Annotated in this window: 18 protein-coding genes; 9 read left to right on the forward strand and 9 right to left on the reverse strand. The window is 72.2% G+C overall.

The window, feature by feature from the left end:
• The first annotated feature begins 51 nt into the window (after positions 1–51).
• Complete coding sequence (locus ACFVQG_RS02355) at positions 52–780, forward strand: lysophospholipid acyltransferase family protein (RefSeq protein WP_383375864.1); 729 nt, start codon at positions 52–54, stop codon at positions 778–780.
• Between the two features lie 21 nt (positions 781–801).
• Here ACFVQG_RS02355 and ACFVQG_RS02360 read toward each other — a convergent pair whose 3' ends face one another.
• The 5 genes from ACFVQG_RS02360 to ACFVQG_RS02380 all read right to left on the reverse strand — a co-directional run bounded on the left by ACFVQG_RS02360 (position 802) and on the right by ACFVQG_RS02380 (position 5,450).
• Positions 802–1,506, reverse strand: a complete 705-nt coding sequence (locus ACFVQG_RS02360; protein WP_383375866.1) for a B3/4 domain-containing protein — start codon at positions 1,504–1,506, stop codon at positions 802–804.
• Positions 1,507–1,519: 13 nt separating this feature from the next.
• The gene (locus ACFVQG_RS02365; RefSeq protein ID WP_383375868.1) at positions 1,520–2,113 is read right to left on the reverse strand and encodes a transglutaminase domain-containing protein; all 594 of its coding nucleotides are present in this window, start codon (positions 2,111–2,113) and stop codon (positions 1,520–1,522) included.
• Positions 2,114–2,188: 75 nt separating this feature from the next.
• On the reverse strand, positions 2,189–3,259 hold the full coding sequence (locus ACFVQG_RS02370) for a threonine aldolase family protein (RefSeq protein ID WP_383375870.1): 1,071 nt from the start codon (positions 3,257–3,259) through the stop codon (positions 2,189–2,191).
• Complete coding sequence (locus tag ACFVQG_RS02375; RefSeq protein WP_383376515.1) at positions 3,256–4,005, reverse strand: SDR family NAD(P)-dependent oxidoreductase; 750 nt, start codon at positions 4,003–4,005, stop codon at positions 3,256–3,258. The genes ACFVQG_RS02370 and ACFVQG_RS02375 overlap by 4 nt, the downstream gene beginning before the upstream one ends.
• 47 nt (positions 4,006–4,052) lie before the next feature.
• Complete coding sequence (locus ACFVQG_RS02380; RefSeq protein WP_383375872.1) at positions 4,053–5,450, reverse strand: DUF6421 family protein; 1,398 nt, start codon at positions 5,448–5,450, stop codon at positions 4,053–4,055.
• A gap of 197 nt (positions 5,451–5,647) precedes the next feature.
• Here ACFVQG_RS02380 and ACFVQG_RS02385 point away from each other — a divergent pair, with 197 nt between their 5' ends.
• Entirely contained in the window at positions 5,648–6,331 is a 684-nt protein-coding gene (locus ACFVQG_RS02385; RefSeq protein WP_383375874.1) for a glycerophosphodiester phosphodiesterase, read from the forward strand.
• Here the strand turns inward: ACFVQG_RS02385 and ACFVQG_RS02390 are convergent.
• A complete protein-coding gene (locus ACFVQG_RS02390) occupies positions 6,315–6,860 on the reverse strand; it encodes a GNAT family N-acetyltransferase (protein WP_383375876.1) in 546 nt (181 codons plus the stop codon). The genes ACFVQG_RS02385 and ACFVQG_RS02390 overlap by 17 nt on opposite strands.
• Before the next feature lie 70 nt (positions 6,861–6,930).
• Here ACFVQG_RS02390 and ACFVQG_RS02395 point away from each other — a divergent pair, with 70 nt between their 5' ends.
• The gene (locus ACFVQG_RS02395) at positions 6,931–7,323 is read left to right on the forward strand and encodes a VOC family protein (protein WP_383375878.1); all 393 of its coding nucleotides are present in this window, start codon (positions 6,931–6,933) and stop codon (positions 7,321–7,323) included.
• On the opposite strand, the gene ACFVQG_RS02400 is transcribed toward ACFVQG_RS02395, so the two are convergent.
• Entirely contained in the window at positions 7,305–8,225 is a 921-nt protein-coding gene (locus ACFVQG_RS02400) for an N-acetyltransferase (protein ID WP_383375880.1), read from the reverse strand. The two genes, ACFVQG_RS02395 and ACFVQG_RS02400, sit on opposite strands and share 19 nt — an antisense overlap.
• 165 nt (positions 8,226–8,390) lie before the next feature.
• Here ACFVQG_RS02400 and ACFVQG_RS02405 point away from each other — a divergent pair, with 165 nt between their 5' ends.
• Positions 8,391–9,155: a VOC family protein gene (locus ACFVQG_RS02405; protein WP_383375882.1), complete on the forward strand. Its 765-nt coding sequence runs from the start codon at positions 8,391–8,393 to the stop codon at positions 9,153–9,155.
• Positions 9,156–9,182: 27 nt separating this feature from the next.
• Here ACFVQG_RS02405 and ACFVQG_RS02410 read toward each other — a convergent pair whose 3' ends face one another.
• Positions 9,183–9,740: a MarR family winged helix-turn-helix transcriptional regulator gene (locus tag ACFVQG_RS02410; RefSeq protein ID WP_383375886.1), complete on the reverse strand. Its 558-nt coding sequence runs from the start codon at positions 9,738–9,740 to the stop codon at positions 9,183–9,185.
• 328 nt (positions 9,741–10,068) lie between these two features.
• Here ACFVQG_RS02410 and ACFVQG_RS02415 point away from each other — a divergent pair, with 328 nt between their 5' ends.
• From ACFVQG_RS02415 to ACFVQG_RS02435, 5 genes are all read left to right on the forward strand, one after another.
• Entirely contained in the window at positions 10,069–10,614 is a 546-nt protein-coding gene (locus ACFVQG_RS02415) for a DUF5134 domain-containing protein (RefSeq protein ID WP_383376517.1), read from the forward strand.
• 97 nt (positions 10,615–10,711) lie between these two features.
• Entirely contained in the window at positions 10,712–11,647 is a 936-nt protein-coding gene (locus tag ACFVQG_RS02420; protein WP_383375891.1) for a M56 family metallopeptidase, read from the forward strand.
• Positions 11,648–11,738: 91 nt separating this feature from the next.
• Positions 11,739–12,455 carry a phosphatase PAP2 family protein gene (locus tag ACFVQG_RS02425; protein WP_383375893.1) on the forward strand — a complete coding sequence of 239 codons (717 nt, stop codon included), beginning with the start codon at positions 11,739–11,741 and terminating at the stop codon, positions 12,453–12,455.
• Between the two features lie 9 nt (positions 12,456–12,464).
• The gene (locus ACFVQG_RS02430) at positions 12,465–13,178 is read left to right on the forward strand and encodes an HAD family hydrolase (RefSeq protein WP_383375896.1); all 714 of its coding nucleotides are present in this window, start codon (positions 12,465–12,467) and stop codon (positions 13,176–13,178) included.
• 163 nt (positions 13,179–13,341) lie between these two features.
• Positions 13,342–14,016 carry a TetR/AcrR family transcriptional regulator gene (locus ACFVQG_RS02435; RefSeq protein WP_383375898.1) on the forward strand — a complete coding sequence of 225 codons (675 nt, stop codon included), beginning with the start codon at positions 13,342–13,344 and terminating at the stop codon, positions 14,014–14,016.
• Here the strand turns inward: ACFVQG_RS02435 and ACFVQG_RS02440 are convergent.
• Positions 14,004–15,506, reverse strand: coding sequence for an LVIVD repeat-containing protein (locus tag ACFVQG_RS02440; protein ID WP_383375900.1), 1,503 nt, complete (start codon positions 15,504–15,506; stop codon positions 14,004–14,006). The two genes, ACFVQG_RS02435 and ACFVQG_RS02440, sit on opposite strands and share 13 nt — an antisense overlap.
• Positions 15,507–15,691: the final 185 nt, after the last annotated feature.

Raw genomic sequence — 15,691 nt, forward strand, 5'->3', positions numbered from 1 at the left:
TTCCCGCGGGGACTCCCTTCCCCGGCGGAGAAGGAAGGGTCAACACCGTCCATGGCCGAGCTTGTCTACCGTCCCGTCATCGGTCTCGCCCTGACCATGTTCAAGGCGTGGGACCTGAAGATCGACTGCAAGGGATCGGAGAACATTCCGCGCTCGGGCGGTGCCGTGCTGGTGAGCAATCACATCAGCTATCTGGACTTCATCTTCAACGGCCTCGCCGCCCTGCCGCAGAAGCGCCTGGTGCGCTTCATGGCGAAGGAGTCCGTCTTCCGGCACAAGGTCTCCGGTCCGCTGATGCGCGGCATGAAGCACATCCCCGTGGACCGCAAGCAGGGCGAGGCCGCGTACGCGCACGCGCTGGACTCGCTGCGCGCCGGTGAGGTGATCGGCGTCTTCCCGGAGGCGACCATCTCCCAGTCCTTCACGCTCAAGAGCTTCAAGTCGGGCGCGGCGCGCCTGGCCCAGGAGGCGGGCGTGCCGCTGGTCCCGATGGCGGTGTGGGGCACCCAGCGGCTGTGGACCAAGGGCCAGCCGCGCAACTTCAAGCGCAGCCACCTCCCGGTCACCATCCGCGTGGGCGAGCCCATCGAGGCCCCCCGCGACCAGTACGCGGGTGCGATCACCCGGCGGCTGCGCGAGCGGGTGCAGGAGCTGCTCGACACCGCGCAGCGCGCCTATCCCGTACGTCCCAAGGGCACCGACGACTCCTGGTGGCTCCCCGCCCACCTCGGCGGTACGGCACCGACGCCGGAGCAGGTCCGCGCCGCCGAGGCGCGCTGACGCGGGCGCCCTGCCCCGCGGTCAGGCCGTGGCCGGGCCGGGGGCGTGGACGGCGATACGGGCGCCGGGGCTGAACTTCTCCAGCAGTTCCGCGAGTTCCGCGGCGGCGCCCCCGACCTCGGCGACCGGCAGGGGCGCGAGGCTCTCCAGCAGGAAGATGCCGGAGACGGTCTCCTCGGTGAGCCGGGTGCGCGGCCCCTGCCGCCAGTTCCAGCGACGGCAGGTCACCCCGAGGTCGTCGCGCCACACCACCTCACCGGCGTCGGGGTGTTCGACGGTCTCCTCACCGCCCGCGACGGTCACGAAGTCCTCGTCGCCGGTGGCGCGCACCAGCCGCATGCCGCCCTGGACGCGGTCGATGTCCTCGCCGCCGACGGGGATGAGGTGGGCGACGCTGATCGCGTTGTAGAGGTCGACGAGCACGTTGATCCGGGGCAGTCCGCCGTCCGACAGCGCCCGCTTGGCGAGCGCCTCGGCGGAGTTGCGGGTGCGGGACGGCTTCGAGCCGAACGCCGTGTAGGTCGCGCGCCAGGCGGCCATGTGCGGGTCCTCGTGCGGGGCGCGTCCGGCCAGCCGCGCGGCGAGGCGGCGGGCGGCGTCGTCCAGCAGCGCCGAACTCGCCTCGCCGCTCGGTCCGTTGACCAGCCCATGGGCCTCTACGGCGACATGGGTGAAGCCGGGCGCGAGGGCGCGCACCTCGTCGGACACGGTCAGCGTGAAGGTCATGGTCGGCCTTGCCTCAGAGTGCGGTGGGCAGCGTCTGCCACAGGTGCGGCCGGTCGCGGGCGGCCTTGAGGGCGTCGAGCACGACCGGGTGTGGTTCAGCGTACAGCACCGGATAGTCCACCTCACTGGACTTCGGGTCGGGGATCCAGGCCAGCCGCTCGCCGTCCAGGGAGAACCGGGCGTCCACGCCCGGCTTGTTGCCGCGGGGGTCCTGCCGGTGCCAGGCGCCGTGGAACCTGACCGCGACCAGTCCGTGCACGACATGCCCGGGACCGTCGTCGCAGGCCAGCCGCTGGTAGCAGAGCGCGGTCGGGATGTCCTCGGCGCGCAGCAGCGCGGCCAGCGCGTGCGCCTTGGCGTGGCAGATGCCGGTGCGCTGGGTGAGCACGTCCGAGGCGCGCCAGGTGACGCGCAGATCGCCGGAGTCCTGGGAGTGCGGGATGGTGTCGCGGACGAACTCGTACGCCGCCCGCGCATAGGCATACGAGTCGGCGGCGCCCTTGGCGAGTCGGGTGGCCGTGTCCTGTACCACCGGGTGCTCATGGTCGATGGCGTCGTCAGCCACGAGGTACGTCGAAAGGTCGGGGGTGTTCTGGATCAGCTGCATGCCCGCAGAGCATAGGAATGCGATCACCCAGGAGTCAATGACTTTTCAGGTGACCGCATACTTATGCATAACCGCTCAGCGGGCCATCTCCTCCTTGAGGGCGGCTACGAAGGCGTCCACATCGTCCTCGGTGGTGTCGAAGGAGCACATCCAGCGGACGTCGCCCGCGGCCTCGTCCCAGAAGTAGAAGCGGAACCGCTTCTGGAGCCGCTCACTGACGTCGTGCGGGAGGCGCGCGAAGACCGCGTTGGCCTGCACGGGGTAGAGGATCTCCACGCCGTGCACGGCGCGGACGCCCTCGGCCAGGCGCTGGGCCATCTCGTTGGAGTGGCGGGCGTTGCGCAGCCAGAGGTCCTTGGCCAGCAGCGCCTCCAGTTGCACGGACACGAAGCGCATCTTGGAGGCGAGCTGCATGGACAGCTTGCGCAGGTGCTTCATGTGCCGGACGGCGTCCTGGTTGACGACCACGACGGCCTCGCCGAACAGGGCGCCGTTCTTGGTGCCGCCGAGGGAGAGGATGTCGACACCGGCCGCGTTGGTGAAGGTCCGCATGGGGACGTTCAGGGAGGCGGCGGCGTTGGATATCCGGGAGCCGTCCAGGTGCACCCTCATGCCGTGGGCGTGGGCGTGGTCGCAGATCGCGCGGATCTCGTCCGGGGTGTAGAGGGTGCCCAGCTCGGTGCTCTGGGTGATCGAGACGACCTGCGGCATGGCGCGGTGCTCGTCCTCCCAGCCGTACGCCTGCCGGTCGATCAGCTCGGGGGTGAGCTTGCCGTCCGGGGTGGGCACGGTGAGCAGCTTGAGCCCGCCCATGCGCTCCGGCGCGCCGCCCTCGTCGACGTTGATGTGCGCGCTCTCGGCGCAGACCACCGCGCCCCAGCGGTCGGTGACCGCCTGGAGCGCGACGACGTTCGCCCCGGTGCCGTTGAAGACCGGGAAGGCCTCGGCGGTGGCGCCGAAGTGGCTGCGGATGATCCGCTGGAGGTTGAGGGTGTAGTCGTCCTCGCCGTAGGCGACCTGGTGCCCGCCGTTGGCCAGGGCCAGGGCGGCGAGCACCTCCGGATGCGCCCCGGCGTAGTTGTCGCTGGCGAAACCGCGGACCTCGGGGTCGTGATGGCGACGCGCGTCGGTCTTCGCAGGGTTCACGGCTTCTCTGTGAGCCACAGACGGTTTCCGTTCACTTCGGCGGCGGGCTGGTCCCAGACACCGACGATGGCCTCGGCGAGATCCTCGACGTCCGTGAAGCCCGCGAACTTCGCGTTGGGGCGCTCGGCGCGCATCGCGTCGTGCACCAACGCCTTCACCACCAGGATCGCAGCCGCGGCCCGCGGCCCCTCGGCACCCCCCGCCTTGCGGAAGGCGTCGGCGAGCGCGAGCGTCCAGGCCTCGGCGGCGGCCTTGGCGGCGGCGTACGAGGCGTTCCCGGCGGTCGGCCTGGTGGCACCGGCGGCGCTGATCAGCAGGTAGCGTCCGCGGTCGCTGCGCTGGAGGCCCTCGTAGAAGGCCAGCGAGGTGTGCTGGACGGTGCGGATCAGCAGCAGCTCCAGGAAGTCCCAGTCGTCGAGGCTGGTCTTGATGAAGGTCTCGCTGCCGCGCCAGCCGCCGACGAGGTGGACCAGGCCGTCGATGCGGCCGAACTCCTTCTCGGTGCGGGCGGCCCAGTCCCGGGTGGAGTCCAGGTCCAGCAGGTCGACGGTCTCGCCGGTGACCGTCGCGCCGCCGTGCGCGTAGCGCGCGGCGTCCACGGCCTCCGCGAGCCGCTCCGGGTCGTTGTCCGCGCCGACGACGGTCGCGCCCGCCTCGGCGAGCCGCCGCAGCGCCGCGCGCCCGGCGGGCCCGCCCGCACCGGCGACCGCGATCACCGCGCCGTCGAGCGCCCCGTTCCCCACCATGGTCCTCGCCTCCTGAGCCGTCTGATCCGTCGTACCGGAGTCGTCGCTCACGCGGCGGTCCGCTCGGCGCGGTCCGCCCGGATGCCCCGGGTCGAGGCAATCACGTTCCTGAGTTTCTTGGACAGCGCCTCGTAGAACATGCTCAGCGGAAACTCGTCCGGAAGCACGTCGTCGACGAGCTTGCGCGGCGGGAGGGTCAGGTCCAGGGCGTCCGGGCCCTTGGCCCACTTGGAGCCCGGGTGCGGGGCCAGGTAGGTGGAGACCAGCTCGTACCCGGCGAACCAGTGGACCAGCTTGGGCCGGTCGATGCCGTCGCGGTAGAGCTTCTCGATCTCGGCGCACAGCTGGTTGGTGAGCTGCGGGGCCCGCTGCCAGTCGATGGACAGCTTGTTGTCGGTCCAGCGGACGACGTCGTGCTTGTGCAGGTAGGCGAAGAGGAGCTGGCCGCCGAGGCCGTCGTAGTTGCGGGTGCGCTCGCCGGTGACCGGGAAGCGGAACATGCGGTCGAACAGCACCGCGTACTGCACGTCACGGGCCTGCGGGACGCCCTCGTCCGCCAGCTTCACGGCCTCCTTGAAGGCGGTGAGGTCGCAGCGCAGTTCCTCCAGGCCGTACATCCAGAACGGCTGGCGCTGCTTGATCATGAACGGGTCGAAGGGCAGGTCGCCGTGGCTGTGGGTGCGGTCGTGGACCATGTCCCACAGCACGAAGGCCTCCTCGCAGCGCTTCTGGTCGTGGACCATCGCGGCGATGTCCTCGGGCAGCTCCAGGCCCAGCAGGCCCACGGCGGCGTCGGTCACCCGGCGGAAGCGGGCGGCCTCGCGGTCGCAGAAGATGCCGCCCCAGGTGAAGCGCTCGGGGGCCTCGCGGACGGCGATCGTCTCGGGGAAGAGGACGGCCGAGTTGGTGTCGTACCCGGCGGTGAAGTCCTCGAAGGTGATGCCGCAGAACAGCGGGTTGTCGTAGCGGGTGCGCTCCAGCTCGGCGAGCCACTCCGGCCAGACCATGCGCAGCACGACCGCCTCGAGGTTGCGGTCGGGGTTGCCGTTCTGGGTGTACATCGGGAAGACGACCAGGTGCTGGAGGCCGTCCCGGCGGTCCGCGGCGGGGTGGAAGGCGAGCAGCGAGTCGAGGAAGTCGGGCACGCCGAAGCCGCCGTCCGCCCACTTGCGCAGGTCCCCGACCAGGGCCGCGTGGTAGGCGGCGTCGTGCGGGAGCAGCGGGGCGAGTGCCTCGACGGACTCGGTGATACGGCGTACGGCGGCCTCGGCGTCCGCGCGGGCGGGGGCGCCGCCCGCGTCGAGATCGATGGATCCGTCCTTGGACTGCCACGGCCGGATCTGCTCCACCGCATCCTTGAGCACGGGCCACGCCGGGTGCTCCACCACCCTGCTTGCGGGAGGAACCTGGGCCTCCGCCGCCGCCTGCACAAGAATTTCCGTCATGTCCCATCCTCAACTGGAGAACCTTGCGTAAGAAGACCGTATACACAGCGGGTTCCCTCCAGCAAGACGGGGGGCGAAAATCTTCCTGCTCACACCCCGATTTCACCGCACTTTTTCCTGTCGACAACGGTTGGCGCAACGACTTCTACCCACAACTAGGCTGCGCATGCACCGCAGTCGACGGAAGCGAGTGAACCTTGAACTTCGTCACCATCGGACACCGCGGGGTGATGGGCACCGAGCCCGAGAACACCCTGCGGTCCTTCGTCGCCGCCCAGCGCGCCGGGCTCGGTGTGCTCGAGCTGGATCTGCACCTCAGCAAGGACGGCGCGCTGGTCGTGATGCACGACGAGGACGTGGACCGCACCACCGACGGCAGCGGGCCGATCGCCGGGCAGACCCTCGCCGAGCTGCGCGCCCTGGACGCCGGGCGGGGTGAGCGGGTCCCGGTCTTCGAGGAGGTGCTGCAGGCGGTGGACACGCCGTTGCAGGCCGAGATCAAGGACGTCCGCGCGGCACGGGCGCTGGCGGAGGTGCTGAACGCGCGGGAGCTGGCGGGCCGGGTGGAGGTGTCCTCGTTCCATGACGAGGCCATCGTGGAGATCGCCCGGCTGGTGCCCGGGGTGCGCACCGCGCTCATCGCCAGCCGGTACGGCACCGACATCGTGGAGCGCGCCGTCGAGGCGGGAGCGGCGACCGTCTGCCTCAACATCCGGCGGCTCACGCTGGAGACCGTGGAGCACGCGCGCGGGGCGGGGCTCAGGATCATCGGCTGGGTGGTGAACACCCCGGACCACGTACGGCTGGTGCGGGCGCTGGGCCTGGACGGCGCGACGACCGACTACCCGGAGACCGGGCGCCTGCTCAGCCAAGCTCCCTGACCAGCAGCTCGAACTCCAGATCGTCACGCTGCGGGATGCCGAAGCGCTCGTCGCCGTACGGGAACGGGGTCATCCGGCCCGTACGGCGGTAGCCGCGCCGCTCGTACCAGGCGATGAGGTCCTCGCGTACGGAGATCACCGTCATGTGCATCTCCCCGGCGCCCCACTCCTCGCGCGCCAGCCGCTCGGCCTCGGCGAGCACGGCCCTGCCGAGGCCGCCGCCCTGCTGGCCGGGGCTGACCGCGAACATGCCGAAGTAGGCGTGCTCACCGCGGCGTTCCAACTGACAGCAGGCGACGACGACACCGTCCCGTTCCACCGCCAGCAACCGGCTGTCGGGCGACTCGACGACCTCCCGCACCCCCTCGGGATCGGTCCGCTGCCCCTGGAGGATGTCCGCCTCGGTCGTCCACCCGGCCCGGCTGGAGTCCCCCCGGTAGGCCGACTCGATCAGCGCGACCAGGGTGTCCACATCGGCGAGGGTGGCATCACGGAAGCTCAGGGCGGTGGCGGGGGCGGCGGTGTCCATACGGGTACGTCTCCGATCTCGGCGCGGCTCGGACCGGGACGAGCCTAACCCCGCGGTTAGGCTCCACCGCATGGTGCATGTACTGAGCAGCCGCATTCTGCTCCGGCCCACGGACCCCGACCGCTCCCGCGCCTTCTACGGCGACCGGCTGGGGCTGCCGGTCTACCGCGAGTTCGGCACCGGCCCGGAACGCGGCACCGTGTACTTCCTCGGCGGCGGCTTCCTGGAACTCTCCGGCCGCTCGACCGAGCCCCCGTCGTCGGCCACCCGGCTCTGGCTGCAGGTCCCCGACGTCGAAGCCGCCCACCACGAGCTGCGGGACGCGGGCGTCGCCATCGTGCGACCGCCGGTGCGGGAGCCCTGGGGCCTGATCGAGATGTGGACCGCGGACCCGGACGGCACCCCCATCGTGCTGGTGGAGGTACCGGCCGACCACCCCCTGCGCTACCGGCCGGGCATCTGAGCGCCGGACCCGGGACGGTGCTCCCAACCGCGGTCGGTGCGGGTGAGTTCGCCGAAGCCCGCGCTCGTCAGCCGGTCGATCGCCGCCTGGTCGGTGGCCGTCTCGTAGGCCACGAGCCGGTCGACTCCGCTGAGGCGCAGCCAGTCGGCGGCGTGGGCGAGCAGGTGGTGCTCCCAGCCCGGCCCGCGCAGGTTGCCGATGTCGGCGAGACCGGCGGCGCGGACGTGCCGTTCCGGGCGGGCCAGTGCGGTGTCGACCTCGATGAAGCCGAGGGCGCGGCCGTCGGCGTACGCCGTGAATCGGGTGCCGCACTCCCCCAGCGTGCGCGCGAAGGACACGCCCGGCGGAGGCTCGGGCAGCGGCAGGTCGGCCACCCGGGCGAGCAGGATCACCTCGGTGTCCCCGGTGTGCCGGAAGCCCGCGCGCTCGTAGACGGCGCGGATGTGCGGCCAGTTCCGGGGCAGCCCGTAGACCATCGGGGCGGGCAGCGCGCCGTCGGCGAGACGGGCACGCACCCGCCAGCGGGCCAGCTGGGCCAGACAGGCGGACATCAGCAGATCGGCGGCCTCGTCGGTGCCGGGCCGGAAGGACGCGGGCGGGTGGCTCACGAACCAGGCGACCTCGCCGGTGTCGCGGTAGCAGTCGCCCACCTCGTCGTCGGCGCGGTAGCGCAGCAGATGGGCCGCGGCGACGACATGCCCGCGCGACTCCGCCACGAGGGTGACCCGCTCGCTCACCCACGGGTCGACGATGAACTCCTCGGGCCGTCGCTCCAGCTCGCTGAGCACGGTGTTCACGGAGACCGACACTCCGGGGACGACGGCGGCGACATGCCGGTTGACCAGGTCGGTGAGCTGGTCGCGGTCGCCGCGGTGGAAGGGGCGCACCCGGGCTGCGGGCATGGGGGACCTCCGGACGGGGTGGTGGGGTGGAGGCCGCCATGCGGTGCGGTACGGCGCCGAGGGTACGCCGGGAGCGGGGCCGGACACCAGGGCCCGCGTCGGCTGGCCGGGCCGCGGGGGCGGGCTTAGCGTGCTGCGGGGGTACCCCGCGGTGAGAGGACTGCCATGAAGCTCGACAGGCCGGTGACCGGCGGGCCCTGCTGGGCGGAGCTGGGGACGAGCGATGTGGACGGGGCCCGGCGGTTCTACGAAGGGCTGTTCGGGTGGCGGACCGAGACCGACCCCCGGTCGGAGGCCGGTGGGTGCACGATCGCGCACCTCGAGGACGCCGCGGTCGCCGCGCTGACCCCGCTGTACCAGGAGGCACAGCCGGTCGCCTGGAACGTGTCCTTCGCGGTGACCGACGCGGACGCCGCCGCCCGGCGGGTGACCGCGGCCGGGGGCACCGTGCTGCTCGGCCCGAAAGACGTGTTCGACCTGGGCCGGTTCGCGGTGGCCGTCGACCCGGGCGGCGCGGTCTTCCAGCTGTGGCAGGCACGGACCTTCCCCGGCGCCGGGGTGTTCAACGCGCCCGGCGCGCTCGGCTGGGTGGAGCTGCTGACCCGTGACCCGGCGCACGCCACCGACTTCTACCCCGCGGTGTTCGGCTGGACCGTGCACGCCTCCCGGAACTACAACCAGTGGGGCGTCGACGGCGCCGACTTCGGCGGCATGGTGGCGATGGACGAGAAGTTCCCGCCCGAGGTGCCGCCGCACTGGCTGCCGTACTTCGCCGTCGCCGACGTGGACGACACCAACGCCGGGACGGTCCAGGCGGGCGGCGCGGCCCTGATGGACCCGACGTCGCTGCCCGACGGCCCTCGGATCGCGGTGCTGCGTGACCCGCAGGGGGCGGTGTTCGGGGTCTACCGGGCCGGATCCGGTTTCTGAGACCCCGAGTCCGGTTCCCGGGACGGCTCAGGCGCGCGGCGGAGCCGCCAGTCGGCCCTCCAGCTGGGCCAGCAACTCCCCCAGCAAGCCCGCCAGTTCCTCCTGCTGGAGCAGGCCGAGGCCGGACAGCACGGCCGTCTCGTAGGCGAGCTGCTCGGGCAGGATGCCGTCGACGAGGTCGCGTCCGGCGTCCGTCAGGCGGACGTGGGCGACCCTGCGGTCACGGGTGTCGCCGCGCCGCTCCACCAGCCCGCGCTCGGTGAGCTGCTTGAGCCGCTTGGTGACGGCGGCGCCCGAGGAGAAGGTCTCGCGGGCCAGCTCGCCGGGGGTGAGTTCACGGCCGGTGCGGCGCAACGCGCCGAGCAGGTCGAACTCGGCGCGGCTGAGCCCCGCCCCGCGCAGGGGCGCGTCCTCGGCCTGCTGGAGGAGGGCGGCGCAGCGGTTGACCCGGCCGATGATCTCGATGGGGCCGGTGTCGAGGTCGGGGTGGACGGCCCGCCACTGCCGTACGACCGCGGCGACCGTGTCGCCCGTCGCCGTCCGGCCGCCCGCGCCGCCGCCCGGCACTCCGTTCGTCCCCGTCATGGCCGTACGTCCTCCGCCTTCTCGTCCCTGGTTCCGGCCGCGCTGCCGACCGCGTCCCCGGCCGGTCCAGGAGCAGCCCTGGCGTCGTACCGTACCGGCGAGCGTACGGCGTCCGGCCCGCACCACGAGGACGACCCACTCGCCCGGCGTCCGGCCCGCACCACGAGGACGACCCACTCGCCCGACGTCCGGCCCGCACCACGAGGACGACCCACTCGCCCGACGCGTGCTCCGTCGAATGCTCCCCGTGTACACCCTTGCGCTCGCGTGCGCACCGCACGGTCCGGGCATGCCTCGACTGCTGCTGACCGTCGAGCGGGAGGTGCGCGTGCACGGACCGGCTTCGCCCGGCTGGCTGCTGGTGGCGCTGTGCGCGGCGACCGGCGCCTACTGTCTGCTGCGGCTGCGCAGCGGTGTCGAGGAGCAGCGCCGGGCCGCGGGCGGCGAGGCGCTGATGGGGTTCGGGATGGCCGCGATGGCGGTGCCCGCGGCCGTGTTCACCCCGCCGTCGTGGGCCTGGCCGCTGTACGGCGTGGTGTTCGGGGCGGCGGCGCTGCACGCGCTGTGGGCGGCGCGGTCCGACGCGCACCACCTGCACCATCTGGTGGGCGCGGCGGCCATGGTCTACATGGCGGTCGTGATGGCGGGCACGCCCGGACACGCGAGCGGACACGGCTCCGGGGTCGCGCCGCTGACCGGTGCGCTGCTGCTCTACTTCACCGGGTACGTCCTGCTGTCCGGCGTCCGGCTGGTACCCGTGCCCGGCGTGGTGGGCGGCCCGCCCGTCACGGGGTGGGCGGACCGGCCGGAGCTGGCGCGGGCGTGCCGGGTGTCGATGGGGATCGCCATGCTCGCGATGCTGCTGACCATGTGAGCGTCCGACGGCCGGGGCGGTGGACGAAACCGTGGTCTGTGTCACTTCGGCGCGCAGGCCGTGCCGCTGAGCGGTCCCCGCTCATAGGCTGATTCCCATGATGGTCCCCGCGGCACTGCTGCTGCTCGGCGCGTTGACGGCGCTCGCCGCCCCCCGGCTGCTCGCCCGGGCCGACTGGCCGGACCGGGAACCGGTGGTCGCCCTGTGGGCGTGGCAGTGCGTGGTCGCGGCCGTCCTGCTGTGCTGCGCGCTGTCGATGACGCTCAGCGCGGCGGCCGCCTGGCAGGCGGTGCGCGGCCCGGTGTTCGCTCCGGCGCCGAGCGCGGTGGTGGAGGCGTACGCCCTCGGCGCGGCGGGGCCCTGGGCGGCGGCGACCGCGGTGGCGCTGGCGTGCGGCGGTCTGTGGACCGGGGCCATGCTGGTCCGCGAGGTGCTGCGGGCCCGGGCGCGGCGTCGGCGTCGGCGGGCCCAACTCCTCGTCCGCTCTCCGCTGTTGCCCGGCGAGCAGCCCGGTGAGGGCCGTCTGGTCGTGCTGGAGGGCGAGCGCCCTGACGCCTGGTGGCTGCCGGGCGCCGCGCCACGGCTGGTCGTCACCACCGCCGCCCTGCGCCGACTGAAGGGCCGCCAGCTGGACGCCCTGCTGGCCCACGAGGAGGGTCACGCGCAGGCCCGGCACGACTGGCTGCGGCACTGCTCGTCCGCACTGGCGGGCGGGTTCCCGCAGGTGCCGGTCTTCGCCGCGTTCCGGGACGAGATGCACCGGCTGGTGGAACTCGCCGCCGACGACATGGCCTCCCGGCGCTTCGGCAGGCTCACCACCGCCCTGGCCCTGGTCGGCCTCAACGAGGACCGGGGCTCCTTCGGCCCCTGCCCGACCCCGCAGGCCCAGGTCCCGCAGCGGGTGAACCGCCTGCTCACGCCCCCGGACCGGCTCACCGCGGCCCGCCGCCTCGGGCTGACCGCGACGATGGCGCTGGTGCCGGTGGTCCCGGTGCTGGTGACGTTCATGCCGGGGCTGCGCGCGCTCGGGTGACCGGCCGCGGTCCGTGCCCACAGGGGCGGGATCCGGCCGTGTCCCGTCCAGGGGTTGGTGTTGTGCCCCAGGGGTCGGCCAGGATCGCACCATGCACAACGCGCCCGTCGACTCCCCTCCCCGCCCACCGGCCCTGCGTGCCACCGCCCGGACCACGCTCGCCCTCGCGGGGTGTTCGCTGCTGCTGCTCACCCTGGTCGCGCTGGAATGGCGTCCGCTGATGTCCCTGGACGACGGCATCGCCCGCACCACGCACCGCTGGGCGGTCCAGGACCCGGTGCTCACCCGGACCTGCCGCATCCTCACCGACTGGGTCTGGGACCCCAACACCATGCGCATCCTCGTCGGGGTCGTCGTGGTGTGGCTGGCCTGGCGGGCGGCATGGTGGACGGTGGGCTGGCTGGTGGCGACGGTGGCGCTGGGCACCGCGTTGCAGCAGGGCACGAAGGCCGCGGTCGGCCGGGACCGCCCCGTCTGGCCGGACCCCGTGGACTCCGCCCACTACGCCGCCTTCCCGTCCGGGCACGCCATGACGGCGGCGATGGTGTGCGGTCTGCTGGTGTGGCTGCTGCACCGCCAGGGCGCCGACCGCACCCTGTGGCGCATCGCCCTCGCCTGGGCCCTGGTCTCGGTGGTCGGCGTCGGTCTGACCCGGGTGTGGCTGGGCGTGCACTGGTTCACGGACGTCCTCGGCGGCTGGCTGCTCGGCGCGCTGGTGGTCGCGGTGGCGGTGGCCGTGTTCGAGCGCCGGGCTCCGCGCGCGTCCGCTCCGGTCGCCCGTGCATCGCGGCGGGAGACCGCGCCGTAGCATCGCCGTATGACCGCCGTGCTCTTCGACTTCTCGGGCACCCTGTTCCGGATCGAGTCCGCCGAGTCCTGGCTGCGGGCCGTGCTGACCGAGGCCGGTGTCGCCCTGCCCGCGGCCGAACTCGCCGCCACCGCGCGGGCGCTGGAGCGGGCGGGGGCGCTGCCGGGCGGGGCGTTCCCGGAGCGGCTGCCCGCGGAACTGGCCGGGGTGTGGGAGGTGCGGGACGAGAGTGCCGCGCTGCACCGGAGCGCGTACACCGGTCTCGCCCGTCAGGTGCCGCTGCCCGCGCCGGGCCTGCACGAGGCACTGTACGACCGGCACATGACCCCGGCCGCCTGGGCGCCGTATCCCGATGCCGCCGAGGTGCTGGGCGGGCTGCGCGAGCGGGGGATCAAGGTCGGGGTGGTCAGCAACATCGGCTGGGACCCGCGGCCGGTGTTCCGGGAGCACGGCCTCGACGAGCAGGTGGACGCCTATGTGCTGTCGTACGAGCACGGGATCCGCAAGCCGGACCCGCGGCTGTTCGCGACGGCCTGTGCGGCGCTCGGCGTGGAGCCGGGTCGGACGCTGATGGTGGGTGACGACCGTCGCGCCGACGGCGGTGCGGCGGCGCTGGGCTGTGCGGTGCACTTCGTCGACCATCTGCCGGTGGCCGAACGCCCCGACGGGCTGCGGCCGGTGCTCGACCTGGTGGACCGCGACGGCCTCGGCATCCGCCCGTGAATACCCGTCACGCACCCAACAGCGGTATGCGGCCGTGAATTCCCGCCCGCTCTGGACGATCCCCCGCGTCGCCCAGAGCGGACGGTCTCCGGCCGGGCCGAACGGGCCGGGCCGGATGCGCTGAGTATAGTTGGCTGGCAGCCAGTCAACGCAGGAGTCCAGCATGTCCCCTCGTAGCGCCGCGGTCAATGAAGAGTTGCGGCGGCGTTCCCGGGAACGGCTGTTGCAGGCCGCCGTCGAGGTCGTGGCGGAGCGCGGATACGAGGCGACGACGCTCGCGGACATCGCCGACCGGGCGGGCTCGGCCCGCGGTCTGGTGTCGTACTACTTCCCCGGCAAGCGCCAGTTGGTGCAGTCCGCCGTGCACCGGCTGATGCACCGCACGCTGGAGGAGGCGCTGGAGCGCGAACCGCCCACCGAGGACGGGCGGGAGCGGATGGCGCGGGCCATCGACGCGATCCTGGGACTGGCCCGGGACCGGCCGGTGCTGATGCGTCAGCACATGGCGGGCCTGCTGCAGGCCGAGGGGTTCGTCCAGTGCCCGGAGCAGCAGCGGCTGGCGGAGCTGTTGCGGGACACCGTCGTCCGGCACGGGTCGTGCGAGGTCGACGCCGACTACCCGATGCTGCGCGCCCTGCTGATGGGGGCCGTCTACGCGATGGTGCTGCCGAACGTCGGGATGCCGGTACGGCCCCTGCGCGCCGAGTTGTTCAAGCGCTACCGGCTCGACTGGCGGCTCGGGGCCCCGCCGGACGCCGAGGCGCCCGGCGGGGTGTGCCGCGATGATCTGTCACGGTTCTTCGCGACGGGTGAGACGGCCGGGGATCAGTCGAAGTAGTCCGGCTGGGTCTGCACGTTCAGCTCACCGAGCCGGACCCGCTTCGCCGGGTCCGTGCGCCGGTCGTCGAGCTTCAGCACGTCGAAGCCCTTGGCGATGTCGTTGGAGTAGATGTAGCCGTTGTAGTAGTACGCCGACCAGGAACCGCCCGTGACGATGTTGGTGGTGCTGAGCGGGCCACGCTCGAAGTAGGCGATCTCCTTGGGCTTGGCGGAGTCGGTGAACTCCCAGACGGAGACACCACCCTGGTACCAGGCCTGGACCATGAGGTCCTTGCCCTTGACCGGGATCAGCGAGCCGTTGTGGGCCACGCAGTTCTCGGTGTCGGCCTGGTGGCGCGGGATCTTGTAATAGCTGCGGAAGACGAGCTTGCTCTTCTCGCCCTTGCCGACGATGTCGTAGATGCCGTTGGCGCCGCGGTTCGGGCCGATCGCCTCGTTGCAGGTGGCGCCGCCGCCACCGCCCAGCTCATCGGTGAACACGACCTTCTTCGCCGTCTGGTTGAAGGTCGCCGAGTGCCAGAACGCGAAGTTGACGTTGTCCTGTACCTGGTCGATGACCTTGGGGTTCTCGGGGTCCTCGATGGACATCAGGATGCCGTCGCCCATGCAGGCGCCCGCCGCCAGGTCCTCCGAGGGCAGCACCGTGATGTCGTGGCAGCCGGTGGTCTTGGAGACGCCCGGGTTGGTGGGGCTGCCCGGGTTGCCGCCGCCGTCCGGGCCCTCACCCGGGAACAGCACCGGGAAGCCCACGACCGCCGCCTTCTCGGGGGCGTGGCGCGGCACCTTGATGATGGAGATGCCGTCGTGCGGCGGCTGGCAGTCGGGGTAGGCCGCGTTCGGCGAGTACGAGGAGACGTACACGTAGACGTTGCGGCGCTCGGGCACCAGCGTGTGGGTGTGCGAGCCGCAGGCGGTCTCGACGGCGGCGACGTACTTCGGGTTGCGCTTGTCGCTGATGTCGAAGACCTTCATGCCCTCCCACGAGGACTTCTCGGTCACCGGCTGGGTGGTGCTGTTGCAACTGTCGTCGCTGCGCGAGGAGTCGGTCGACAGGAACAGCAGGTTGCCGGAGACGGAGATGTCGTTCTGCGAGCCGGGACACAGCACCTGGGCGACCGTCTTGGGGGCCTTCGGGTTGCTGATGTCGAAGATGCGGAACCCGTCGTAGTTACCGGCGAAGGCGTACCTGCCCTGGAAGGCGAGGTCCGAGTTGGTGCCGGGCAGCAGGTCCTTGGGGATGTTCGTCAGGTGCTCGATGTTGGCCGAGTGGACGATCTCGTCCTGGCCGGGTATCTCGCCCTCGGCGATCGCCTCCTTCACCTGCTCCTGAGCGGAGCGGGAGACGCCTTCCCGCGCGGGCGGGGCATCACCGGGGTCGGGCGTGGCAACCGCCGGATGGGCGGTGAGCAGAGCCGCCAGGAGTCCGACGGCCGCTGCGGCAACTCCTAGGCGTCTGTGCCGCGTTCGGGGGTCTTTCGACAGGGTCACTGCTTCCTCCCTCGTTCCGTTCACGAAGAACGGTGCACGGATCAACGAAGTATGGTCCTGGGCATGCCCAGATCAAAAGAGGTAAACGAACTCGTAATCAAGGTTTTTGATCACCAGGGCACGGAAGCGTGCTAGGACGGTCGTCGACACTCACAAGGTGTCGCCGTTCCTCCCCCGCAGGGGGT

This window comes from Streptomyces sp. NPDC057877 (assembly GCF_042796855.1).
Taxonomy (GTDB): domain Bacteria; phylum Actinomycetota; class Actinomycetes; order Streptomycetales; family Streptomycetaceae; genus Streptomyces.